The organism is Hyphomonadaceae bacterium BL14 (assembly GCA_027627705.1).
Lineage (GTDB): Bacteria > Pseudomonadota > Alphaproteobacteria > Caulobacterales > Maricaulaceae > Oceanicaulis.
Map to the genome: position 1 here is coordinate 1,096,924 of CP091242.1, position 24,696 is coordinate 1,121,619.

General features: G+C 66.2%; 18 protein-coding genes, 2 tRNA genes and 1 pseudogene. 10 read left to right on the top strand and 11 right to left on the bottom strand.

The features are described 5' to 3' along the window. Nucleotides 1-61 precede the first annotated feature (61 nt). Both L2D00_05225 and L2D00_05230 read left to right on the top strand, forming a co-directional pair. Nucleotides 62-1,801 (top strand): patatin-like phospholipase family protein, encoded by a 1,740-nt coding sequence (locus L2D00_05225; protein WBQ14090.1) that lies wholly within the window; start codon nucleotides 62-64, stop codon nucleotides 1,799-1,801. A gap of 102 nt (nucleotides 1,802-1,903) precedes the next feature. Further along, nucleotides 1,904-2,950 carry a galactose oxidase gene (locus L2D00_05230; protein WBQ14091.1) on the top strand — a complete coding sequence of 349 codons (1,047 nt, stop codon included), beginning with the start codon at nucleotides 1,904-1,906 and terminating at the stop codon, nucleotides 2,948-2,950. A 16-nt stretch (nucleotides 2,951-2,966) separates the two neighbouring features. On the opposite strand, the gene L2D00_05235 is transcribed toward L2D00_05230, so the two are convergent. Then, complete coding sequence (locus tag L2D00_05235) at nucleotides 2,967-4,100, bottom strand: hypothetical protein (GenBank protein ID WBQ14092.1); 1,134 nt, start codon at nucleotides 4,098-4,100, stop codon at nucleotides 2,967-2,969. 101 nt (nucleotides 4,101-4,201) lie between these two features. Next, nucleotides 4,202-4,696, bottom strand: coding sequence for a single-stranded DNA-binding protein (gene ssb / locus L2D00_05240; GenBank protein ID WBQ14093.1), 495 nt, complete (start codon nucleotides 4,694-4,696; stop codon nucleotides 4,202-4,204). Nucleotides 4,697-4,908: 212 nt separating this feature from the next. Between ssb and uvrA the strand changes: the two genes are divergently transcribed. Continuing rightward, a complete protein-coding gene (gene uvrA / locus L2D00_05245) occupies nucleotides 4,909-7,803 on the top strand; it encodes an excinuclease ABC subunit UvrA (protein WBQ14094.1) in 2,895 nt (964 codons plus the stop codon). Here the strand turns inward: uvrA and L2D00_05250 are convergent. From L2D00_05250 to L2D00_05260, 3 genes are all read right to left on the bottom strand, one after another. Continuing rightward, entirely contained in the window at nucleotides 7,751-8,329 is a 579-nt protein-coding gene (locus tag L2D00_05250) for a hypothetical protein (protein ID WBQ14095.1), read from the bottom strand. The two genes, uvrA and L2D00_05250, sit on opposite strands and share 53 nt — an antisense overlap. Continuing rightward, entirely contained in the window at nucleotides 8,284-8,658 is a 375-nt protein-coding gene (locus L2D00_05255) for a hypothetical protein (protein WBQ14096.1), read from the bottom strand. Before L2D00_05255 ends, L2D00_05250 begins: the two co-directional genes overlap by 46 nt. Before the next feature lie 114 nt (nucleotides 8,659-8,772). Further along, nucleotides 8,773-9,624, bottom strand: coding sequence for a squalene/phytoene synthase family protein (locus L2D00_05260; GenBank protein WBQ14097.1), 852 nt, complete (start codon nucleotides 9,622-9,624; stop codon nucleotides 8,773-8,775). 104 nt (nucleotides 9,625-9,728) lie between these two features. On the opposite strand from L2D00_05260, the gene L2D00_05265 reads away from it, so the two are divergent. Next, on the top strand, nucleotides 9,729-10,328 hold the full coding sequence (locus L2D00_05265) for a superoxide dismutase (protein WBQ14098.1): 600 nt from the start codon (nucleotides 9,729-9,731) through the stop codon (nucleotides 10,326-10,328). A 90-nt stretch (nucleotides 10,329-10,418) separates the two neighbouring features. Continuing rightward, nucleotides 10,419-11,762 carry a beta-lactamase family protein gene (locus L2D00_05270; protein ID WBQ14099.1) on the top strand — a complete coding sequence of 448 codons (1,344 nt, stop codon included), beginning with the start codon at nucleotides 10,419-10,421 and terminating at the stop codon, nucleotides 11,760-11,762. Nucleotides 11,763-11,827: 65 nt separating this feature from the next. Here the strand turns inward: L2D00_05270 and L2D00_05275 are convergent, their stop codons facing one another. Both L2D00_05275 and L2D00_05280 read right to left on the bottom strand, forming a co-directional pair. After that, complete coding sequence (locus tag L2D00_05275; GenBank protein ID WBQ14100.1) at nucleotides 11,828-12,436, bottom strand: urate hydroxylase PuuD; 609 nt, start codon at nucleotides 12,434-12,436, stop codon at nucleotides 11,828-11,830. A gap of 107 nt (nucleotides 12,437-12,543) precedes the next feature. Then, a tRNA-Asp gene (locus L2D00_05280) sits at nucleotides 12,544-12,620 on the bottom strand. Between the two features lie 177 nt (nucleotides 12,621-12,797). Here L2D00_05280 and L2D00_05285 point away from each other — a divergent pair. Continuing rightward, nucleotides 12,798-14,120, top strand: a complete 1,323-nt coding sequence (locus L2D00_05285) for a hypothetical protein (GenBank protein ID WBQ14101.1) — start codon at nucleotides 12,798-12,800, stop codon at nucleotides 14,118-14,120. Between the two features lie 78 nt (nucleotides 14,121-14,198). On the opposite strand, the gene L2D00_05290 is transcribed toward L2D00_05285, so the two are convergent. Together L2D00_05290 and L2D00_05295 are read right to left on the bottom strand one after the other, a co-directional pair. Further along, nucleotides 14,199-15,338 (bottom strand): succinylglutamate desuccinylase/aspartoacylase family protein, encoded by a 1,140-nt coding sequence (locus L2D00_05290; GenBank protein ID WBQ14102.1) that lies wholly within the window; start codon nucleotides 15,336-15,338, stop codon nucleotides 14,199-14,201. Nucleotides 15,339-15,453: 115 nt separating this feature from the next. Then, a complete protein-coding gene (locus tag L2D00_05295) occupies nucleotides 15,454-16,764 on the bottom strand; it encodes a TetR/AcrR family transcriptional regulator (protein WBQ14103.1) in 1,311 nt (436 codons plus the stop codon). Nucleotides 16,765-16,936: 172 nt separating this feature from the next. Between L2D00_05295 and L2D00_05300 the strand changes: the two genes are divergently transcribed. From L2D00_05300 to L2D00_05310, 3 genes and pseudogenes are all read left to right on the top strand, one after another. Further along, entirely contained in the window at nucleotides 16,937-20,056 is a 3,120-nt protein-coding gene (locus L2D00_05300; GenBank protein ID WBQ14104.1) for a TonB-dependent receptor, read from the top strand. A gap of 50 nt (nucleotides 20,057-20,106) precedes the next feature. Next, on the top strand, nucleotides 20,107-20,973 hold the full coding sequence (locus tag L2D00_05305; protein ID WBQ14105.1) for a hypothetical protein: 867 nt from the start codon (nucleotides 20,107-20,109) through the stop codon (nucleotides 20,971-20,973). A gap of 18 nt (nucleotides 20,974-20,991) precedes the next feature. Next, a pseudogene (locus L2D00_05310) lies at nucleotides 20,992-22,467 on the top strand (DASS family sodium-coupled anion symporter). A gap of 58 nt (nucleotides 22,468-22,525) precedes the next feature. Here L2D00_05310 and L2D00_05315 read toward each other — a convergent pair. After that, nucleotides 22,526-22,601: transfer RNA gene (locus L2D00_05315), tRNA-Val, on the bottom strand. Between the two features lie 11 nt (nucleotides 22,602-22,612). After that, a complete protein-coding gene (locus tag L2D00_05320) occupies nucleotides 22,613-23,779 on the bottom strand; it encodes a chorismate mutase (protein ID WBQ14106.1) in 1,167 nt (388 codons plus the stop codon). 262 nt (nucleotides 23,780-24,041) lie between these two features. Here L2D00_05320 and L2D00_05325 point away from each other — a divergent pair, with 262 nt between their 5' ends. Further along, nucleotides 24,042-24,692, top strand: coding sequence for a peptidylprolyl isomerase (locus L2D00_05325; protein ID WBQ14107.1), 651 nt, complete (start codon nucleotides 24,042-24,044; stop codon nucleotides 24,690-24,692). Nucleotides 24,693-24,696 lie beyond the last annotated feature (4 nt).

Genomic DNA, 24,696 nt, shown 5'->3' on the forward strand with positions numbered 1-24,696 from the left:
GTTGGCGGGAGAGCAGAGAATAGGCGAGGATGACCGCTCACCGCGAATCGGATCGTGCGCCTTGGCCAAGTTCAATTTTTCCCGCCTGCCCTTCCTGGACCGGATCGAGGCTGCTGCGCTCAAGGCGATTGAAGCCGAGGTGGAATGGTTCTGCCTGCCCGCCGGGGCCACCTTGTTTCATGAGGGCGACGAGGCGGATGCGTTTTATCTGGTGCGATCGGGCGCGCTGGCCGCGTTCCGCACCGCCGCCGACGGGCGCTCTGAGCTGATCGGCCATATCCGCCAGGGCGAGCCCATTGGCGAGATGGCGCTGGTCGAGGAGCGCCGCCATTCGGCCAGTGTCTATGCCCTGCGCGACAGCGAGCTGGTGCGCCTGCCCAAGCCCGCCTTCGAGACCCTGACCCTCAAACACCCGTCTTTGATGCGCGAGCTGGCGCGCATGATGATGTTCCGCCTGCGCGGCGGTTCGATGCGCCAGCGCTCCGACCCCAAAATCTTCGCCCTGATCGCCACCTCGCCGACCATTGATCTTGAATACCGCGCGCGCGAACTGGAAAAGGCGCTGGGTGCCATGGGGCTGACCACAGCGGTGCTGGGCGAGGACGCCGCCGGCCTGTCGGCTCAGCGCTTTGACGTGATCGAGGCGCGTCATGATGTGGTGCTGCTGGCCGCGCGCATGTCCGATATCGACTGGACCCAGCGTGCCATGGCCCGCGCCGACCGTATCTGGCTCCTGGCCAGGGCCGACGCGCGCCCGTCCACGCCGCTTCTGCCAGAGTCTCCTTCTCCAGCGGCGCGGCTGAAGCTTATCGACGTGGTGATGGTCCATCATGGCGGCGACCGGGCCGCGGCAAGACCGCAGGAATGGGTGGAGGCCGCTGAAGCCGCGCGCTGCTTCCACTGGCGTCAGGGCCGGCGCGAGGATGTGCGCACGCTGGCGCGCACCCTCACCGGACGCTCCGTGGGACTGGTCCTGTCGGGCGGAGGCTCGCGCGCCTACGCCCATGTGGGCGCGGTGCGGGCCTTGCGTGATGCCAGGATCAGTTTTGACTTCTATTGCGGTGCCTCCATGGGCGCGATCATCTCGGCAGGTGTGGCGCTGGGCTGGGAGGATAGCGAGCTGGAAGACCGCATGCGCGCCGCCTTCGTCACTTCCAACCCACTCAGCGACTGGACCCTGCCCGTGGTCAGCCTGATCAAGGGGCAGCGCGTGGACAAGCGTCTGGAAGAGCATTTCGGCGACACGGAGATCGCCGACATGCCCCGGCCCTTCTTCTGCGTGTCGTCAGACCTGACACTGGGTGCCGTGCGCGTGCACCGCACGGGACGCCTGCGCGACGCGCTGCGCGCCTCACTGGCCATTCCGGGTCTCCTGCCCCCCGTGGTGGATGGCCAGTCGGTGTTGGTGGACGGGGCGGTGTTTAATAATTTCCCGGTCAATGAGCTCAAAAGCTTCCATCGCGGCCTCAATATCGGCTCGGACGTGACGCGCACCAATTCGATCTGCGCCGATGATTTCATTGATCCGCCGGGCTTTTTCGGCTGGGCGATGCGCCATGGCCTGAGCGACCCGCCCCCCATCGCCTCGCTGCTCCTGCGCGCCGCCACCGCCGGCACGCTGGACCAGCACGCCGCGACCCGTGATGCGGCAGACCTGCTGATCCTGCCCGATCTGGACATGGATCTACGCGAATGGCGCCGCTTCGATGATGCGGTGGAAGCCGGCTACGAAGCCGCCACGCGCATGATCAAGGCGATGGAGCCTGAGGATCTGGTACGGTTTCAGGCGGGCGTGGCGTGATGCCAGACCGGGCCAGGTCCCGGACGCGCGAGGCCGCTTCCGCTGGATGCGCCGCCGACCCGATGCTAGCCTGCCCGAAAGCAGAAAAGGGTGGATCGAGCCATGACACTCACACGCAGAATGGCGGCGCTGGGACTGGCCGCGGGCGCAGGCGCGCTGGCCACCGGGGCGGGCTTTGCCGCCCGGCGCGGGGACGAGGCGCGCTGGGGCCGGGCACCGGATCTGCCTTTCCCTGTGCAGGAAATCTACCCGGCGCTGATGGACGGTACGCTGTATGTGGCCGGCGGGTTCGCCACCGGGATTTCCGACCGCCCGCTGGACATTTCAGACCGGGTGCTGGCCCTCACCCCCGGCGTGGACGACAGCTGGCGCGAGCTGGCCCGCCTGCCCATCCCCACCCATCACCCGCAATGCGTCGGCGTCGACGGGACGCTCTACGCCATCGGCGGCTACACGGCGGAAAACGGCGGCGCGTGGTCGAACACATCGCGCGTCTGGACCCTGCGCCCGGGCGAGGATGAGGCATGGCGAGAAGGCCCCGCCCTGCCCGGGCCGTGGGCGGAGAATGTGGCCGTGGCGCTGGATGGCCGCATCCATGTGCTGACCGGGCGCCGGCCCGCAGGCGCAGAAAACGCCGAATGGAACCATCAGGCGGACGTCACGGCGCATCTCATGCTGGACCCCGCCAGCGGCGACTGGACCACGCGCGCGCCCTCGCCCAGCGCCCGCAATTCCGCCGCCGCCGCTGTGCTGAACGGGCGCATCCATGTGGTGGCCGGGCGCACCGTGTCGGGCGGCAACACGCCGGTGCACGAGGTCTATGACCGGGACAGCAATAGCTGGAGCACGGCTGCGCCCCTGCCCGCGCCCTCACGCGGCCCGCGCGGCTCCGGCGGCCTGGCCGCCGCCAGCGTGGGCGATACGCTCTACGTGTTTGGCGGCGAGTGGTTTGAAGATGGCGGCGGGGTGTATGACGAAGTCTGGGCCTGGCGCGACGGCGCCGACGCCTGGGAAGCCGCCGGAACCATGCCCACGCCGCGCCATGGCCTGGGCGCCCACGCCATTGACGGCGCCATCTACACCATCGGCGGCGCCGCCCAGCGCGGCGCGGTGGACACCAGCGCGGTAGTGGAGGTGTTCAGGCCATGAGCGTCTGGCGCGGCGACTAGTCTGACGCCAGCTCAGAGGACGGCGCGCCGTCCGGGTGCCACGGGTCTGCGAAATCGGCCTCGCAGCGCCCCTCCTGCGCCGCCTGGCGCAGGGTTTCGTAGAAGAAGACGACCGTGTCCAGTATGGGTTCGGGATAGCTCATCACGAAATGATCAAGGTCGTACTCGGCCAGCGAGACCGTGTGGTCCGGGTTGAGCCGTTCGGCGCGCGCCAGCGCAGCGCGGGACATCTCGGCAGACGGCCACATATGGTCGCGGGTCGCGCCCAGCATCAGCACGGGCATGGCTGCCTGCTCCACCGGGATTACTGCACGGGCGACCATCGCTTCGTTGCTTAGCGCCTGACGCCCCAGCCGCAGCACCGCCTCATAGTCGCGCAGCAGAGCGCCAGGCACATGCGGTGACAGCCACGGATAGCGCACGAAATCCAGCGGCTCCCCGGCCAGCGACCAGCTGGAATTGACGCGCAATGTGCGATGGGGCGACTGGAGCACCACATGGCTGGGAACCGCCGCTACCGCCGCATCCATCAGCGGACTGCCCTCCCCGGCCAGCGTGTCGCTATGCGCCGCCAGCAGAAGCGTCAGCTCACCGCCCTTGGACACCCCGACAAAACCGATGCAGCGGCGCTGTGCGCCGCGCGTCGTACGGGCGTCCCGGATCACTTCGGCGATGGCCTCAAGGCGTCCTTCGGCCAGCCGGGGCGGCAATTCGCCCTCGCCAAACCATTCGGGTAAAGGCCTCCCGCCGAAATGGGCGATGGAGCGGATCGAGAAGCCAAATTCCATGAGGATTTGACCGAAACGCCCAGAAGTCGGACGTCGACCAGGCCCGCCCAGCCAGAACCCACCTTCAGAGCCGCCCACCGCGACAATCAGCGGCGGCAGAAAGGCCTCATCGGGCTGCAGTTCGTAGTCCATAACCGCAACGCCATCCATCACACCGCGATGCTGGTGTCTGATGCGCCATTGCGGCAAGGGCTCCGGCAGCCGGGTCTGATAGCGCTCCCACAGCCCCTCCGAGTCCTCTTCCCACGCCGCTGAAATCGAGTCGGCTATACTTGCGCCGACGATCAGCGGGGTGCTCTTGGCGGCGGCAAACATGAGCATCAGCGCCAGGGCCGCTGACATTACGGCCCAAATCGCCAATCCGCCGGCCCAACGCAGCACTGTCACCCCTCCCGCTCACGCCACGGGGGAATGCTGGCTTATTCCAGATTGAATGCCAATCCCTAAAACGGAATATCGTCATCCAGCGTATCCGACGAGAAGTCCTCGCGCGGCTTGTCCATCTGGCGCTGGCCGCCGCTGCCGCCGCCGGAGCGGTCGTCCATCTGGTCGTAGCCGCCGCTGCGGCCGCCGCCACCGCCCTCGCCCTTGCCGTCGAGCATGGTCATCTCGCCGCGGTATTTCTGCAGCACGATCTCGGTGGTGTAACGGTCATTGCCGTCGCGGTCCTGCCATTTGCGGGTCTGAAGCTGGCCCTCAATATAAACCTTGGCACCCTTCTTCAGATAGTTTTCCGCCACCTTGGCCAGGTTGTCGTTGAAGATCACGACATTGTGCCACTCGGTCTTTTCGCGCCGCTCGCCCGTGGACTTGTCGCGCCACTGTTCGGACGTGGCGATGCGCAGATTGACCACCGGATCGCCTGAATTGAGCCGGCGCACTTCCGGGTCCGCGCCCAGATTGCCCACCAGGATGACCTTGTTCACGCTGCCCGCCATCGCATCCACTCCCTATTGCCGTTTGCCGGCATTTTGTTCACACAATGTTCCGCGCGTCAATTCCAGCGCGCGAGTCGGGCGCCAGCGAACACGAGGCGGGCGCGGGAGTCCACCGTTCTGCCCTGCCTTGCACTGAACTTCACTGGGCGCAGCGGTGTTGTGGCGGAGCCGGGCCCGCCGGTCTAGTTAGGACGTGTTTGCTGGAGAATTTTATGAGAGAGCCGCTCAAGACCATCTCCGTGCGCGGCGCGCGCGAGCACAATCTGAAAAACGTGTCGGTGGATTTGCCGCGCGATCAGCTGATCGTGTTCACGGGGCTGTCCGGCTCGGGCAAGTCCTCTCTGGCGTTTGACACCATCTATGCCGAGGGCCAGCGGCGCTATGTCGAGAGCCTGTCGGCTTACGCCCGCCAGTTCCTGGAGCTGATGAGCAAGCCGGACGTGGACTCCATCGAGGGCCTGTCGCCGGCCATCTCCATCGAGCAGAAGACCACATCGAAAAACCCGCGCTCCACCGTGGGCACGGTGACGGAGATTTACGACTATATGCGCCTGCTCTGGGCGCGCGTCGGCGTGCCTTACTCGCCTGCCACCGGCGAGCCGATCTCGGCCATGATCGTGTCCCAGATGGTGGACCGGCTGATGGCGCTGGAGGATGGTGCCAAGCTGTACCTGCTGGCCCCTATCGTGCGCGGGCGCAAGGGCGAATACCGCAAGGAATTTGCCGAGCTGATGAAGCAGGGCTTCCAGCGGGTGAAAGTGGACGGCGCCTTCTACACGCTCGAAGAAGCCCCCGAGCTCGACAAGAAATTCAAGCACGATATCGACGTCGTCGTAGACCGCATCGTCATCAAGCCGGGCCTCGAGCAGCGCCTGGCGGACTCGCTGGAGACCGCGCTGCGCCTGGCCGACGGGATTGCAGTGGCAGAGTTCGCAGGTCCGTCCGAGTCGGACGAGAAAGCCTACGACACCGGCGAGCGGATGATCTTCTCGCAGAAATTCGCCTGCCCGGTCTCGGGCTTCACCATCGCCGAGATCGAGCCGCGCCTGTTCTCGTTCAACAATCCGTTCGGTGCCTGCCCGGCGTGCGACGGGCTGGGCCAGAGCCTGAAGTTTGACGAACACATGGTCGTGCCCGACCGCGACAAGTCGCTCTATGACGGTGCCGTCGCGCCGTGGAGCCGCGCTACATCCAAGCTGTATCAGCAGACCCTGCAAGCCATCGCCGACCATTACGGAGCGTCCATGTTCGCGCCCTGGCGCGATTTGCCGGAAAAGTTCCGCCACACCGTGCTGCATGGCACGTCGGACAAGATCAAATTCACTTACGAAGACGGGCTGCGCCAGTTCTCCACCACCAAGACGTTTGAAGGCGTCATCCCCAATCTGGAGCGGCGCTGGCGCGAGACCGACTCCACCTGGGTGCGCGAGGACCTGGGCCGCTTCCAGTCCGCCCAGCCGTGCGAAACCTGTGGCGGCAAGCGCCTGAAACCCGAAGCGCTGGCGGTGAAGATCGACCGCACCGACATATCCGAAGCCGGCGACCGCTCCATCCGCGAGGCGCTGGACTGGTTCACCCGTGTTGAGGAGACGCTGTCAGCCAAGGATCAGGAGATCGCCCGGCGGATCCTGAAGGAAATCCGCGACCGGCTGCGCTTCCTCGTCGATGTGGGGCTCGATTACCTGTCGCTCAGCCGGGCCTCGGGGACGCTGTCGGGCGGGGAAAGCCAGCGGATTCGCCTCGCCTCCCAGATCGGGTCGGGCCTGACCGGCGTGCTCTACGTGCTCGACGAGCCGTCCATCGGCCTGCACCAGCGCGACAATACGCGCCTTCTGGAAAGCCTGCGTGGCCTGCGCGATCTGGGAAATACGGTCATCGTGGTGGAGCACGACGAGGAAGCCATCGAGACGGCTGACTATGTTGTCGACCTGGGTCCGGCAGCGGGCGTGCATGGCGGCCAGATCATTGCCCAGGGCAAACCGGCCGAGATCGCCGCCAATCCGGCGAGCCTGACCGGCCAGTACATGTCCGGCGCGCGGCTGGTGCCGGTCCCTGAAAAGCGGCGAAAGACCAGCGCCAAGCGCCAGATCACCGTGCGCGGGGCGCGCGGCAATAATCTCAAGGGCGTGGACGCCAGCTTTCCGCTGGGCGTGTTCACCTGCGTCACCGGCGTGTCGGGTGGCGGCAAGTCCACCCTGACCATCGAGACGCTCTACAAGGCGGCGGCCCGGCGGCTCAACGGCGCCTCTGACGTGCCCGCCGACCATGACGGCGTGGACGGGCTGGAACAGCTGGACAAGATCATCGATATCGACCAGTCGCCGATCGGGCGCACGCCGCGCTCCAACCCGGCCACCTATACCGGCGCCTTCACCCCCATCCGCGACTGGTTCGCCGGCCTGCCCGAGGCGCAGACGCGCGGCTACAAGCCTGGCCGCTTCTCCTTCAACGTGAAGGGCGGGCGCTGCGAAGCGTGCCAGGGCGACGGGGTGGTGAAGATCGAGATGCACTTCCTGCCCGACGTCTATGTCGAGTGCGATGTGTGCCACGGCAAGCGCTTCAACCGCGAGACGCTGGAGGTGACGTTCAAGGGCAAGTCCATTGCCGACGTGCTGGACATGACGGTGGAAGAGGCCGCCGAATTCTTCAAGGCCGTGCCTGCCGTGCGCGACAAGATGGAAACGCTCAAGCGCGTGGGCCTGAGCTATGTGAAGGTCGGCCAGCCCGCCACCACCCTGTCAGGCGGTGAGGCGCAACGGGTCAAGCTGTCCAAGGAGCTGGCCAAGCGCTCCACCGGCAAGACGCTCTACATCCTGGATGAACCCACCACGGGGCTGCATTTCGAGGACGTGCGCAAGCTGCTCGAAGTGCTCCATGAGCTGGTGGATCAGGGCAATACGGTGGTGGTGATCGAGCACAATCTCGATGTCATCAAGACCGCCGACTGGGTCATTGATCTGGGCCCCGAAGGCGGCGATGGCGGCGGCGAGCTGGTGGCCGCCGGCACGCCCGAGGACGTCGCCGCGGTGGACGCCAGCTGGACTGGCCGCTATCTCAAGCCGCTGCTGGAGCGGGACCGCGCGCGCCAGAAGAAGCTGGCGGGGTAGCGCCGTCGGCCTGCGCCAGCACCAGCGCGGCGTACGCCGCCGCGCCGCGCGCCATGACCCAGAACAGGCTGGCGCCCAGCATCGCGCAGGCGAGCACCAATCCGTCAACGGCCGACAGGGGCGCGGTGAGCGCCCAATTGTAAATCACGTCGAACTGCGCGCCGAAGCTTTGGTAATCATCGGCCAGTCCGGCGATCCGGAACACCATGCCGCACGCGATAAAGGCGAGCAGGAGCGTGGCGATGATCATCGCGCCAACCGCCGCCGCCCGGCCCCAGATCCGCCCGGTCGCCGCCAGATCCTCGAATGGCGCGATCCGCTTGAGATAAACTGTGGAGGCGAGCATGATCAGGAAGCGCGGGAACAGCACAAACAGGCCGGCGATCATCGCCGCCACCGGGACCCAGGCAAAAGCGGAAAATTGCTCGAAGCCGACTACCAGAAACATCAAAGGGATCATCACCAGCCCGCCCAGGACGGTCAGCACAAAGCCTGCGAGCCATCCTGCCAGCAAAAAAGCCGCCATTCATCGGAGCCCAGCCGGAACGGCACGTAGGGCTTCGTCTCGGGCTCCCCCAAAAAGAAACGCAGCCAGGCCGCCTCCGACATGACACGGCGCGCGAAGACAGCGAGCATGAAGAGCACTCCCGCAAATCCGTCCGGCCTGTCCATCTCCGCCGTCATCACGAAATGCGCGCCAATCAGGATCAGCCCCAGCGCCGTGGCGCCGTCCCACCCGAACAGCCAGGCCGCCCGGCCCGGGGCCTGCAGGATCCGGCCAAATCCGTGCTCCAGGGCGGCGCCGCCAGAAAAGGCGAGCGCTGCGGGCTGCGACAAGGCGCCGGCATGGGACATCAGCGAAACGCGCCTCCATGAGTTTCAGCTCAGCACTAATTTCGCTAATGAGGAGAGGAAATGCAACTCCGATAAGAGCTTTGCGCAAACGAGGTGGGCAGACAGCCCTTCTGCCTAAATCCGCCCCGTCAGCGACGCCCAGGTCAGCCGCAGCTGCCGGGTGAAGAGTGGCGGTTCGGCGATCTCCCGGAACGGGTCTGCGACGTGGCGGGCGCGGCGCAGATAGCCCGGCGCCAGGCTGACATAGCCAATGGCAGGAAACATGTCGGCCGGCAGGGCCCTGGAGAGGCTGGCGAGCGCCCGGGCCGACGCCTCGGCTTCCGCGATCAGGCCCGCCAGCGCCGCACGCGCCGCATCCGGCTTGCGCCCAGAGAGCCAGTCGGATTCGGTGAGGCCCGCACCGGCCGCTTCGTCGGTGGCCAGAGGCGGACGCCCGGCCGCACACAATGGCGCGAAGGCACGGATCAGCCCGGTGAGCCCCCACAGCCGCCCGGCTTCAGTCAGCGCCTGCTGAGCCGTCTCATTCAAGGCGGTCTCGGGCGCGGCGAGACGCGCGGCGGCCGCCATCAGCACGCCGGCGGTGCGGTCGACATAGTCGCGCCGGTCCTGCCGGGTCGGAAAAGGCCCCTGCCCCAGATCGGCGGCGCGCGCCTCGATCAGCTGGTCGAGCACCCGGGCATCAGGGGCTCCGGGCACGCGGGTGAGCGGTGCCAGTGCCTCATACACATCATGGCGGCGCACCTTCGGCGGGGAGGCGTAGAGATCGCGCACCGCGTCGCGCGCCCAGCTCAGGCGCATCTCGCCGATCACCGGCTCGCTGACCGCATCGGGCACGCGCGCGATCTCGTGATAGAAGGCGTACAGCGTGACCAGGCGCGCACGCGTGTCAGCCGGTGCGAAAAGCGCCGCCATCCAGCGGTCCGGGTCATCGCGCTGCAGCGCCGCCTCGAAACTTCTTTCAGTCAATCCGGTCTCCTGCGGTGGACCTTAGCGTGAGAGGCGCCATATGGCGCACGGGGTGCCGATCGCGGCACCAGTTTGAATCGACCGGAACAAGAGGAAACCCGATCATGGCCTTCACTCTCCCCGACCTGCCTTACACCCGCGACGCGCTGGCGCCTCATATCAGCGCCGAGACGCTGGATTTCCACCACGGCAAGCACCACAAGGCATATGTGGACAAGGCCAATGATCTGGTGAAGGGGACGGAGCTCGACGGCGCGGACCTGGAAACCGCCATCCGCACCGCCTGGCAGCGCAAGGACGCGGCCCTGTTCAACAATGCCGCCCAGATCTGGAACCACACTTTCTACTGGCAGTCCATGTCCCCCGATGGCGGCGGGCGCCCGTCTGGCAAGCTGGCCGAAGCCATCGACCGGGATTTCGGCTCGTTTGAGAAGTTTGCCGACGCCTTCAAGGCGGCCGGCGCCGGTCAGTTCGGGTCCGGCTGGGCCTGGCTGGTGGTCAAGGACGGCAAGCTGGAAATCCGCAAGACCCCGAATGCCGAAACCCCCATCACAGAGGCCGGGGTGACCCCGCTTCTGACCATGGATGTGTGGGAACACGCCTATTACCTCGATTTCCAGAACCGCCGTCCGGACTATATGGGCGCGTTCCTGGAGAAGCTGGTGAACTGGGAATTTGCGGCGGAGAATTTCGCCAAGGCCTGAACACCGCTGTCATCAATCCGCGATTGACGAACAGACCGGCCGCGGCGAGGCTCGCCGCGGTCGTTCTGTTTTGGCTGGAGAGGGGATTTCATGAGCCGGATTGATCACGCGCCCTGGCGCTCTGTGCTGGGTGCCGGTGCGCTGGCGGCTCTGCTGGCGCTGGGCGCTTGCGGCGAACGCGGCCAGCACTCGGCTGAACCCGCACCCGCCGGCGCACCGGCGCAGCCCTCGGCAGACACCGCGCCTGCGGCGCGCGGACTGGATGCATCGGCGGTGGCGCGCCTCGACGAGACTCTCGCCGCGCTGGCGGCAAGCCAGGATCGGTCCGGCTATGTTGCTGTCATCGCGCGAGACGGAATCGTCCAGCATGTCAGCGCGGCGGGCTACGCCGATGTGGAGGCCGGAATTCCCATGCGCGCCGACACGGTGGTGCGCATTGCCTCCATGAGCAAGCCGGTGACAGCCGCTGCGATCCTGATCCTGGCCGAGGACGGCGCCCTGTCGGTCAGCGACCCTGTGTCGGACTACATCCCCGCCTTCGCCAGCGCGCGCGTCGCCACCCAATTGATGCATGACGGGAACTTCGAGATTCCCACCGAGCCTCTGGCGCGCGCCATCACCATTGAAGACTTGCTGACCCATACTTCGGGCGTCGGCTATCTGTTTGATTACCAGACCCATCTGGGCGCACTTTATATCGACCGCGACATCTACCGGGCCGATGACCGGCCACTGGAAGACCGCATCAACTCGCTCGCTGGCATTCCCCTTTATTTTCAGCCGGGCGAGCGCTGGTTCTACTCCTACTCCAACGACATTCTGGGCCAGGTCATCGCCGTGGCATCGGGTCAGAGCGTGGAAGCGTTCATGCAGGCGCGCCTGTTTCAGCCGCTCGGCATGACGGACACCAGCTTCTTCCCTGACGAAGCCCGGCGGCAACGCCTGGCGGCGCTCTACACCCATGATGAAGACGGGGCGCTGGTGCACGTGGCCCGCCAGCGCGATCTGGCCGTGCTCGCTCACGTCGAGGCGGGCGGCGCAGGCCTGTTTTCGACGGCCGATGACTATCTGCGCTTTGCGCTCATGCTCGCCAATGGCGGCGAGCTCGACGGCGTGCGGGTCCTGAGCCCGGACAATGTCGCAGCTATGGTCACGCCCCATGTGGGTCTTGACCGGATGGGCGAGGATCAGCGCCGCATCGGGCTGGGCTTTGGCTATTCGGTCGGCGTGTCGGTGAATGAAGATGGCGGGCGGCGCACCGGCGATTTCGGCTGGGGCGGCTATTTCGACACGGCCTTCGTGGTTAGCCCGGCGACGGGCGTTACCGCCGTGATCATGGCCCAGGAAGAGCCCGGGCCCGGCACGCGCGACACCACCAGCGCCGGCGCTGTGCTTCAAAGCCAGCTGGCCGGCCTGGTCCCCACCGAAAGCTGAGGCGCATACGAAACCGGCCCCGGACACAGTCCGGGGCCGTCTTGCGTTCAGACTTGGAGGGCGTTTCAGCCCAGCGTCTGGAAGCCCGCCATCGCCACCAGCATGGGCAGGGACAGCAGCGTATTGGTGCGCGAGAACAGCATCGCCGTGCGTGCCGCCTTCGGCTTGGCGTCGGCAGCCGCCTCCACCAGACCCAGCGCGATCTTCTGATTGGGCCAGATCACGAACCAGACATTGAACGCCATGATCAGGGCCAGCCACATGCCGATGCCCATGAACACAAAGCCCGGCGCGAAGCCCGCCAGCGCGCCGAGCGTCATGGTCTCCACGAAATAACCCTTTACCAGGGCCAGCAGCACGCCAGTCAGCACGGTGAAGGCCGCGCCCCAGCGGAACCAGAACAGCGCGGCCGGCGCGATATGCTTGCCGATGGCCGGTTTCAGTTCATCCGGGATGGACGGCATGGTCGGGATCTGGACGAAGTTGAAATACCAGAGCAGGCCGATCCACATGATTCCGGCGACCACGTGGGTCCAGCGCAGCAGCGCCTCCAGCACTTGCGGCTCGCCGAGGCCCACGCCCTGGCCAACGATGATGTAGATGAAGAAGAAGGCCAGCGCCAACAGCACCGAAATCAGCACCGTCGTGCGCAAATTGGTCAGTACAGCCACCATGTCGAGCCCCTTTGCTGCTGCGAATCACTCCGCCAGCATAGGGCTATGCACGCTGTACGCGCCAGCGGGACCGTTTCGATTGGCCGGCCATGATCGATGGGGGGAAATGGCGCGAGTGACGGGGCTCGAACCCGCGACCTCCGGCGTGACAGGCCGGCGCTCTAACCAACTGAGCTACACCCGCATTGCTGCGTACCCGGCGGTATGTCTGGCCGGGAGGCGTTGTCCTAATAGGGCGCCGGACGCCGGTCAAGCCGGTTTAGCGGCCATCTGCACAGGCGGCAGGGCGGCCCGCCAGAGTGCTGTCACCAAATGTGTTATGGCCATGACCACCATGGCGCGTCATGGCTAGAGTGAACCCATGACACCACGCCTGCGCCCCCTCATCCTGACGCTTGCCATCGTGTCGTTGGCGGCCGGTTTTTCCGCCTATGTCAGCGCCTGCACGCCGGCCCGTCACCTGCTCATGACGGCAGACATGGCCGCGCGTGGACCGGCGGCGTCCCCGGCCTTGCTGGCACCCGGATTCGGGCAGGACACTGTAACCTCGCGCGGCGACTGGCAGGCCCGGCGCCCGGCCTTGCTGGCTGCACTGGAAGATCACATTTTCGGCAGCGCGCCGCCGCCTGCTCAAGCGCGCCTTATCGCGTCGACCCTGGTTGATCCGGCCGCCTATGGCGGCACAGGACGAATTGAACGTCACGCGCTGGAGTTTGTTTTCGAGGACGGACGCGCGGTCACCCAGACGCTGGCGCTGGTTCTGCCGCTGAACGCTCCGGGGCCTTTTCCGGTTATCATGATCGCCAGCGATTGCGGCCCAGGCGCCGTGCTTGGGGTGGACGCCTTCGGCGAACCGGACGCTTTCCGACACGGTTATTGCGAGGCGGGCGGTTGGCTGAGCCCGGTGGCCGGGCTCGTGTTCGGCGAGCATGTGCTGATCCCGCCCGTCGCGGAGATTCTGGCACGCGGCTACGCCCTGGCGGTCTGGCATGAAAGCGAAATCGGGCCGGATGCCCAGCCAATGCACGCCGAGGCGCTGGCACGTCTTGGGCTTGATCCCGAGGCCTACGGCCGGCCCGGACTGATCTCACTTTGGGCGTGGACCATGAGCCGGGTCGCGGACCACCTTGTTCCTGACGCCCGTCTGTCGCCCGGTGGCCTGATTCTGTACGGCCATTCTCGGCGCGCCAAGGCGGTGCTGCTCGCCGCCGCGCGCGATTCGCGCTTCGCCATGGTGCTGTCGCTGCAATCGGGAACGGGCGGCGCTTCGCTGCATGGCGATGGGGTGGGCGAGCCGGTCGCGTCCATCACACAGAGCTATCCCCACTGGTTTGCGAGGCGCTATGCGGAATACGCGCACGACGAGACCGCGCTGCCGGTGGACGCCCATCACCTGCTGGCGCTGATTGCGCCACGTCCGGTCCTCCTGGGCGGTGCCATGCGCGACACCTGGTCAGATCCGGCGGGCGCTTTTCGCGCCGCTCAGGCCACGCGGCCGGTGTGGCGGCTGCTTGAGGCGGACGCGCCCTGGCAAACAGATATGGACGGGTTTGATCCCACCTCACGCCTGACCACTCATATGCGCGGCGGGCTGCATGGCGTGCGTGCCAGCGACTGGCGCGCACTGCTCGATTTCGCCGACGCCCATCGCGGGGCATTGGAGGCTGAAGATCGCGCGCCGTGACCGGCTCAGGCCAATTGCGCTAGCGGGTTCGCGTTGCCGCCGCTGCCATCCGGTGTGATCAAACAGCAGGCCGGAGCGTCAGTCGCGGCTCAATGCCCAGTGCTGTGCGGCCCGCCGGGCGTGATCGCGCACCAGGTCCGGCTCGGTGTCGTCACCGGCCTCCCAGGTAACAGCCACGGTGCGCCAGTCATCGGTGAAGACGGCCTTTGCGCTGACCCGCCGGCTCGGATTGGTGCGCATTGGCGTCAAGATCTCGAACATGCCGTCCGCCTCCATGGCGGCCAGCCACGCGTCCAGGCGGGCATTGGCCTCGGCCGGCAATTCTTCTGGCTGGGGCAGGTAGAGTCGCTCGGCCACAGTCGCGTGGAAATCCACCATCAGCTCAAGATCGCTTTGGACCAGGGACAGCGCGTCCAGCAGCGCGGGCACCGCCTGGACTTCCGGCTGGCTGCGCGAACGCCAGTCGCGATTGAGGTCTACCCGGTTCTCATTGAGCCGCCAGTAGCCCGCGTCCACGCCGTCCGGGTTGAGAACCGGGATCACAATCAGCCCGGACCGGAGGAGCCCGGCCTCCCGCAGGCGCAGGGCTTCATCGACGAACGCGTCCAGCGCCCAGGCACCGGGAATTTCCGGCGGGTGCTGACGGCCGAGCACCAATGCCCATCCGTCGCTGTCCGGGAGCGGCTCGAGGATCAGCGCGCGCAGGTCGCGGCCTTCGACGCTGTGACCGATGGTGCGCCACGGGCCGGGCCAGCGTTGCTCAAGCGAGGCATAGTCAGCCAGCGTGTAGAGCGGCTGCGCGGCGACCTGCAGAGGGTCTTCGCCCAGCGTGAGCTCCAGAACAGCGCGGCGTCCTTCATCCGCGAGAGCGACCCGGTCCGCTCCCAGACGCGTCCAGCCCCCTGCCCCCTCGCGTATCCAGGGAGCGTAGCGATGGGAGGCGGCTGAATAGGCCAACTCGACCTGATAACGCCCAGGGGTGCCCTCCAGCGTGAAGGCGTACCAGGGACTGGGATTGATGGGTTCGGCCTCCGGCGCGATGACCAGGCTGAAGTGCGCCCCGCCAGCATCGCCGCGCCGGCACACACCGGCTGCGGCACTGTCATACCCGGTGACCAGCCGAACCGCCCCGTTCATGCAATCAGCAGCGGCCGGCGGTGCCGCGCAGGCAGCGAGCAGGCTCAGGCTGAGGGCGAAAATGACAAACGAGCGCTTCATGGGTGGCTTCATGGGTGATTGTCCCTGTCACATGCGCGCAAGGCGGCGGGGGCGCCCAGATCTGGCAGACCCAGCGCGGCTGCGTCCGTCACGGTGAGGGTGCACAGGGCCGCGATCATGCCGGTCCCTTCAGACCATAAAGGATCAGGTGCAGATAATCGTCGCTGACCGAGCGGGGGTCTTCGGCCAGGCTCCAGCCGGAAATACGGGTCGCGGCGGCCAGGGTATAGCCCCCGTTCAGGAAGATGGCACCGGCCAGAATCTCCTCGACCAGCCCGCTGTCGAGGGCGCGGATCTCCCCGGTCTCCACACCTTCGGCCAGCGCGTCGCCCAAGCGCAGGGCGATATTGCGCATGCGGCTCTGGTAGCGCCGCCGCCGCGGTGGCGGCAGGACAGCAGCCATGCCGGGCCGGATCAGCGGCTCCACCCCTGCGGCCTGGCGGTAGATCAGCTCCACCAGCACGCTGCGCACCCGGCCCAGCGCCGACAGCTCGGCGGCCTCGGCCTGACTCAGTGCGCGCTCCACAATCTGCAGCGAACGGTCAAGGCACTGGTCCAGGAACTGCTCCTTGTCCTGGATGTGGTAGTAGAATGCCCCCCTCGACACCCCCAACGCCGAAGCGACCTCGGCCAGCGACGCACCGCCAAAGCCCTTCTGGTTGAACAGGCGTGATCCCGCCTTGAGGAAGGCCTCGCGCTTCATCCGGTTGCGGGCGTCGCGGTCGAAGATCGCCAGCGTCTCGTCGCTTGTCAGGTCAAGCGGCGCAGCCGCACAAACCGCAGTGCCGGCCGCGGCGAGCCCGTGGTCAAGCAGATCGGCCAGGGCCGCACGCGCGGCGCCGATATCGCCGCCCTTGCCTGTCCCGGTCTGGCGTTCGGCCAGCCAGTCCAGCAGCTCCAGAAGCAGCACGGTGACTGGTTCGGGGCAGCGCACCGGAGCGCGCTGGTCGCTGATCCAGTCGGCGACCAGCGCGTTGATCAGCGACACCGCCTCGGACATGCGCCCGGATATCTGGATCCGCACGCCCTCAGGCAGAGCCTCCAGATCACGCAACGCGGCCAGATGTGCCCGCCGCCCGCGCGCGGCATCTTCAAGCTGGGCTGCATAGGCCGAGACCAGCGCCTGTATGCGCTCGGCCGGACCGCCCGGCGCGGCCCGTGCCGTGTTGACGGCGTCATGCAGAAACTCGGCGGCGGCGCGAAACACCGCTTCGGCGAGGTCTTCCTTGCTGGCGAAGTAATAGGCGATGCTGGTCTTGGTCAGCCCCAATTCGGCGGCCACATCCTCCAGCCGGGTATGGGCGAAGCCCTGGTCGTTGAAGCGCTGTGCAGCCGCTGACACGATGGCGTCGAGTTTGCGCCGCCGCTCCTGCTTGCGTGAGAAGGGCGAGCTATGGTCGGGGAATTGCGGCCGTACAACCGACATGGCGGACAAGGCTCCCTAACGATCAGGCACCGATGCGCCCTACCCCGACGTGGCCGGAATGACGCAAAAAGGCAACCCCTCCCGCTTTAAATTTGAACCGGGTGTATATTTTTCGTTGACACTGTTCAGTCACATTGCTCTCTTCCCGGAAACACATAACCGGGAGGAAGTCATGTCGGTTCGGGGAATTTTGAAATCGGGAACGGCGCTTGGGGTTCTGGCGCTGTGTGGAACCGCGCTGGCACAGGAGCCTGTGGCAACGCAGCCTCAGCCGCCCGCCGCGCGCCAGGCACAGGCACAGGCAAACGACGTGATCATCGTCACAGGGACCAATATCCGTGGCGCACGGATCAATGAGGCGCTGCCTGTCACCATCCTGACCGAGGCTGACATCGCCGCCATTGGCGGGGTCGATGGCGAGGACCTGATCCGCTCGCTGCCGGCCCAGGGCAGTGTGCAGTTCCGCAATGACAACAACACCACCAACAACAACGCCCGTGGTGACATCGCCTCCATCAATCTGCGCTCCATCGGGTCCAGCGGGACCCTGGTGCTGCTCAATGGGCGCCGGGTGGTCAATCACCCCTCCACCCAGGCAGAGCTGTCCACCCCGGTCACAACGGTGAATGTGAATGCGTTGCCGGTATCGGGAATCTCACGGGTGGAAGTGCTCAATGACGGCGCGTCAGCCATCTATGGCAGTGACGCGGTGGCGGGCGTGTTCAACACCATTCTGACGGATAATTTCACCGGATTTAACGTCCAGGCCCGTCATCTCTGGGCGACCGGCAATGGCCTGAACGAGCAGACCCTCACCGTACGCGCGGGCGAGGACTTCAATGGCGGGCGCACAAACGTGTCCTTCTCCGCCCAGTATTCGCGGCGCGAGGGCCTGTTCGCCAACGAAATTCCGGTGGCCTCGAGCGAGGACCTGCGTCCCTTCCTGATCGGCACCAGCTTTGAAGGCGACTTGTCCTTTGACAATCGCGCCACCCAGACACCTTGGGGTCAGTGGACTCTGAGAACCACCACGGCCACGCGCGTGCGCCGGAACGGGGCCATTCTGACCTCGCCCGCAGGCGTCTTCCACTTCCAGCCCGACACATTTGCGGGCTGTCTGGGCAATACGGCCAATGCCCTGTCGGTTCCAGGGCTGTGCATCGACGACGGCGCCCAAGATCGCAATTTGCGCTATGACGGGGCCACCGAGCGTTCAATCATCTCCGACCGCGACCGGTTCAACGCCTTCGCCTTCGTGAACCATGATCTTGACAATGGCATGGAGCTCTATGGCGAGTTCGGCTTCTACTGGGCCGAGACCCGCTCCACCAACGAGCCGCGCAATGGTATCGGCGCGACCAACATCTCGGTTCCGGCGCAGTATTATTACAACCCGTTCGGCCCGGTGACCTTCTCGGACGGCCGGCCGAACCCCAACCGATTGTCAGGGCTGACCAATGTGCCCGCCGGCGGCTTGCCGGTCTTCACCGACGCTGGCCGCTACCGCTTCGTCGATGTGGGCTTCCGCGACATCGTGGTGGTCAACTCCCAATTCCGGGCTCTGGCCGGGGCGCGCGGCACGTTCGGCCAGTCCGGGTGGGACTGGGATTCGGCAGTGCTTTACAACCGGTCCCACGCCGAGGACACGGAGAACAACTCGATCTCGCGCACCCTGCTCCAGCGTGAGCTCATGAAGGAAACCCCGGACGTCTACAACCTGTTCAACGGGGGCAGCCCGGCCAACCCGTCAGTGGGCGACGCCACGCCGAATCCGCGCAATCTGATCGAACCTTTCCTGGTCGATGTGGTGCGCGACAGCACCGCAGAGCTGGCGCTGGCCGACTTCAGGGTCAGCAATGGCGCTCTGTTCAATGTGCCCGGCGGACCGGTCGGCTTCGCCGCCGGCGTCGAAGCGCGCTATGAATCCTACAACGAGGACCGCGATGCACGCGTGGACGGCACCATCACCTTCACCGACGCGGTGACCGGTGAGGTCAGCGAGACCGATATCTACGGCACCAGCCCGACACCGGACTCCAGCGGGTCGCGCGAAGTGCTCGCGGCCTTCGCCGAGGCCTCGATCCCGCTGGTCAGCCCGGACATGAACATCCCGCTGGTGGATACGTTCGACGTCCAGATCGCCGCACGCTACGAGGAATACTCCGACTTCGGCGGCAGCGGGATCAAGCCGCGCATTGCGGCGGCGTGGGTTCCGTTTGCGGGCCTGAAATTCCGCGGTGCCTACTCTGAAGGCTTCCGTGCGCCCAACCTGATCGTGATCAATGAAGGCGTGGACCGGTCCAACGCACGCGAGGACAGCTATGCCTGCGAAGCGGGCGTGCGCAATGGCAGCTTCGCCAATTTTGGCGCCTGCACCGGCTTCAGCGAAGGACGGATCGAGCGCCGCGCGGTGTCCGATGATATCGGTCCGGAAGACGCGACCAATATCACCTATGGCTTTGTGTTCGAGCCGAGCGGCTTCCAGGGGCCGCTGAGCTTCCTCAACGGTCTGACGGTCACCGTGGATCGCTGGGAGATCCAGCGTCAGAACGTGGTGGGCGTTTTCGGTGCCGAGAACCATATCAGCCTCGACTATCTGCTGCGGCTGCAGGGCCAGTCCAACCCCAATGTGGTGCGCGAAGCGCCGAACGCGGACCAGATCGCCTACTTCAATGCTGCCGGCCTTGATCCGGCCGGGGATATCCTGTTCATCCGCGACACATACGACAACAATGAGAACATCGATGTCGAAGGGTGGGATTACGGGGTGTACTACACGATCGACGACACTCCGATCGGCGATTTCAACATCAAGCTGAACGCCTCTTATCTGGACACTTACTTCATCGCCCTGTCTCCGGGTGCCCAACGAATCCGCGACGCGGTAGATAGCGGTCTGATCTCCAACGAGATCACGGTATCCCAGGAAGGCGAGATCATCCGTCAGGATGGCCAGCCGGAATGGCGCATCTCCGGCGGGGTGACCTGGCGCCATGACAGCGGTTTCGGGGCGGGTGTGCGCGCCGATTATACCAGCGACTTCATCGACACCGGCGCTGGTCTGAACCCGGCCGGTGAGCCGTTCATCGTCGAGTCCTGGACCCAGACCAATGCTTACCTCCAGTATGATGTGAGCCGTCCGGGTCCGCTCGATGGCCTTCGGGTGCGCGTGGGTGCCAATAATATCTTCGATGTGGACCCGCCACTCGCCGACGAGACCAACGGCTATGACGCGGCCTATCACAGCGTTCGCGGACGCCAGATCTACGTCGACCTGCGCATGCAGTTCTGATTGAGCCAAGCCGGGGTGCCGTCTGATTCAGGCGGCACCCCGATTGTGTCATGCGCGCTGCCCTCACCCTCATCCTGACCGTGTTCGCGGTGCTGACTGCGCCTGCCTCTGGCCAGGCGCTGCGCACGGGCAGCTTCGTGTTTTCCGATTGGCCGGGACCGCCGCTGCGCGTGTTCTTCGCCGAGCCGGCACCCGACGCCATGACCGGTGCGCCGGTCGTGATTGTCCTGCATGGCGTGGACCGCAATGCCGATGACTATGCCCGTAACTGGGAAGGTCTGGCGGGTTCCCTCGGGCTCAGGGTCTACGCGCCGGAATTTACCGCCGAAGCCTTCCCCGGCGCAGAGATGTACAATCTGGGCGGTCTGGGTACGGACGGGCCCTTCGCCTACGCCGCCTTCGAGCCATTGTTCGACGCGATCGCCGCCCGAGGCGGTGACGCGGCCGGTTATCATCTGTTTGGTCATTCGGCTGGCGCGCAGGTCGCCCATCGCGCCGTGCTGCTGGAGCCGCTGCCGCGCCTCATCACCGCCTACGCCGCCAATGCCGGCTGGTATGCCCTGCCCCATGAGGGCGTGGCCTGGCCCTATGGCCTCAGCGGCGCAGGCATCGAAGAGGCGGCAGTGCGCGCCTGGCTGGAAGCCCCGCTGATGATTTTGCTGGGCGACCAGGACACTGATCCGCGCCACCGCTATCTGCGGCGCACGCCCGAAGCCGCCGCCCAGGGGCCCCACCGCTATGCCAGGGGCACCTTTTTTGCCAGCGTCGGCCGGGCTCAGGCTGAAGCAATCGGCGCTGACTTCAACTGGAGGGTTGGGTCGGTTCCCGGCGTCGCCCACGACAATGCCGCCATGGCGCAGGCCGCGGCGGCGCTGATTGCGCAATATCCCGACGGCTTCGCCGCACCCGCCGAATAATCGAGATCAGGACACGTCATGACCGCATCCGAACCTGCAGCCGGCCCGGCCCTGTACCAGCGCATCGGTCTGGTCCTCGGACCGGTCGCCGCGGCACTTGTGGCCACCGTCTTCGCACCCGAAGGCCTGCCGCGCGAGGCCGTTCTGGTGGCCGCAATCGGCGTGCTGATGGCGATCTGGTGGGCGACCGAAGCCATTCCCGTCGCGGTCACTGCTTTCCTGCCTCTGGTCGCGCTGCCCATTCTGGACGTCGCGCCGCTGAGCAGTATGGCCGCGCCCTACGCCAATCCGATCATCTATTTGTTCTTCGGCGGCTTCGTGATCGCCCTGGCCATCGAGCGCTGCGGCCTCCACCGGCGCATTGCGCTGAGCGTGTTCGCGCTGTCTGGCGCCGATGCGCGCGGTCTGGTCGCCGGGTTCATGATTGCGGCGGCGTTCGTGAGCATGTGGATCTCCAACACCTCCACGACGCTGATGCTCCTGCCCATCGCGGTTTCGGTGGTGACTGTCATCGCCGAAACCATGCCGACGTTGTCCTTGCGCCAGCGCAGTAATTTCGGGATCTCGCTGCTGCTGGGACTGGCCTATGGCGCGACGCTGGGCGGGATGGCGACGCTCGTGGGCACGCCGCCCAACGCCTTCATGGCCGGCTTCATGGCCGATAACTATGGCGTGGAGATCGATTTTGCGCGCTGGATGCTGGTGGGCCTGCCGGTCACGCTGGTGCTGCTGCCGCTGGCCTGGCTGCTGATGACCCGGATCATGTTCCCGATCGACTTCAAGGCCTCGCCCGAAACGCTGCGCTACATCCAGTCCATGCGCACGAGCCTGGGGACCATGAGCAAGGCCGAGGTGCGCACCGCCGGCCTGTTCCTGTTTCTGGTGGCCGGCTGGCTCGGGCGCGGCTGGCTGGAAGGCCTGCCCTTCGTGGGCGAACTCAGCGACACGGGCGTGGCGATGATCGCCGCAATGGCGGCCTTCCTCATCCCGTCAGGCAAGAAGGGCGAGGCGCTGATGACCTAGGATACCATGTCCCGCCTGCCCTGGGGCGTGCTGATCCTGTTCGGCGGCGGCCTCGCCCTGGCCGCGGCGGTGAGCAGCTCGGGCCTGGCGCTGTGGCTGGGCCAACAGCTCGCCGGGCTCGGGACCGTCAACGCCGTGCTGCTGGTGGTCGCCGCCACGGCACTGGTGATATTCCTGACCGAACTGACCAGCAATCTGGCCACCACCGCCACCTTCCTGCCGGTCATCGCGGCCATCGGCGTGGAAACCGGACAGGATCCGCTGGTCTATGTCATCCCGGTCACGCTGGCGGCGAGCTGCGCCTTCATGCTGCCGGTAGCCACACCGCCCAATGCGGTGGTGTTCAGCTCGGGCCTGGTCGCGATCCCGACCATGGCGCGGGTGGGCCTGGTGCTCAATATCATCGCCGTGGCCGTGCTCAGCGTCGTGGCCCTGGTGGTCGCGCCGGCGGTATTCGGAACGGCCAGCTGAGGCGGATGCCACAACCGGGACCGCACCGTGTGTCGGCGATCCGGCTGAAGGAATTTTATGGTGGGCGGTGACGGGCTCGAACCGCCGACCCTCTCGGTGTAAACGAGATGCTCTACCAACTGAGCTAACCGCCCTTGGCCTCTATCTACTCCGCCCGGCCCGCCGGCTTCAACCGGTCTGATCCGTAGCAGCCGAGCTGACGCACGGTTTTGGCATGCTTGCCCAGATGCGCCAATGCGCGCGCCACGGCCGGATCATCCTCATGGCCCTCCAGATCAAGGAAGAAGAGCTGTTCCCACGGCGCGCCTGCCACGGGCCGGCTTTCCAGCTTGGTCAGATTGACGCCTTCAGTGCGGAAGCCTTCCAGCGCGCTGATCAGCGAGCCGGCCTCGTCACTGGTGACCACCACCAGCGAGGTCTTGCACGGCAATAGCGGCGAGGCTGGTGCCGGGTCCAGCGCCAGCGAGACAAAGCGCGTCTCATTGCCGGCGAAGTCGGAAATATTGGGCTCGATGACATTGAGCCCGAACAGGCGCGCCGCATCCGGGCTGGCCACGGCGGCCACGCCTGCGCCTTCGTCCAGCGCCCGCTCCAGCGCGCGGGTGGTCGAGGAAACCGGGACTTTCTGCAGGTCCGGGCGCGCATTTAGCCAGCGCTGGGCCTGGCGCAGCGCCTGGGGGTGGCCGTAGACGGTGCGCACCACACCCACATCGCTCGCCTTGCCAATCAGGGCGTGGATGATGCGCTGATGGTGCTCGCCGGCGATTTTCAGCCGGGTCTCGCGCAGGAGGTCATAGACCTCCACAATGCCGCCCGTGGCCGTGTTCTCGATAGGCAGGAAGCCGTATTCTGCCTCGCCCGCCTCCACCGTGGCGAAGATGGCGGCATAGTCACGCTTGATCACCGGGGCCACGCCGGAATAGCGCCCCGAGTAATGGGCATAGACGCCAAAGTGGGAGTAGCTGCCAGGCCCGCCGAGATACGCCACCCGCGCCTCGGTCAGCAGCCGGTCGCCCGCGCGGGCGTCCAGCCCGGCTCGCTGGCGGCGCAGGGAATCGTCGATGATCGCCTGGAACAAGGTCTCGATGAAGCGCGCGTCCAGTCCCGCTTCGCCGCCCATCTTCACGGCGCGCGCGATCACGTCCTGCTCGCGTTCCACATCGCGCACCGGGGTCTGCTCGCCGGCTTTCAGCGCGCCCAGCGCCTCGCCCAGGCGGCGGCGTTCGGCCAACAGCCTGATCAGCTCGGCATCCGCCCGGTCGATGGCGGCGCGCAGGACGGCGCGTTCATTGCGCGGTTCGGGCGGGGTCATGATGGTCTCCTGACAAACAAAAACCCCCGCCGGGCGGCGGGGGCGGACTGGTCTTCATCTTCAAACAGACGAGCTCAGCCAGTCCCCTCCGGGCCGCTGGTATAGCCAATAAAAGGATAGAGGGCCGGGCGCGTGATCATGCGGCGCAGCATGGCGCAGGGCTGATCGTCCGGTCAAGCTGGAAAACCGCACGCGTTGACACGGGCGCTGCAGCACGCTCCGATCACGGCAAGGCATCCATTGCCGGGGACAGGAGATCGTCATGCCCATGCGCTTCACCGCCGCCATTGCCGCCGCTGTGTCAGCCGTTCTGTTGGCCGCCTGCACCGAACCGGGAGAGCAATCTGCCGGGCCGGTGCCCGCCCAGCCGCCTCATGCCGTGATCGAAACCTCGCTCGGCGATATCCGCATCGCGCTGCACGCCGACCGTGCGCCGGTGAGCGTCGCCAATTTCCTCGCCCATATAGAGGCGGGCACATTCGATAACGGTGAATTCTACCGCGTGGTGCGCGATGATAATGACCGGCCCGAGATCGAGACCCCAATGAATTTGATCCAGGGCGGCTGGGGGTTCGAGGGCCTGCCCGAAGCGGACGGCATTGCCCATGAAGGCACGGACATGACCGGCCTGTTCCATGTGCGCGGCGCGGTCTCCATGGCCCGCTATGATGTGGGCACAGCGACCACCGAGTTCTTCATCATGCTCAATGACACGCCCGGCCTCGACGCCGGACCCGGCGGGCGCAATCCGGGCGATGAGGCGGGCTATGCCGTGTTTGGCCAGGTGGTGGAGGGCATCGAGATCGCCGAGGCGATCATGAACAGGCCCGCCGGACGCGAAGATGCGCCCGACGGCTTCGCCCACCAGTTCCTCACCGAACCGGTGACCATCCGCGCGATCCGGGCGGAGTGACGGC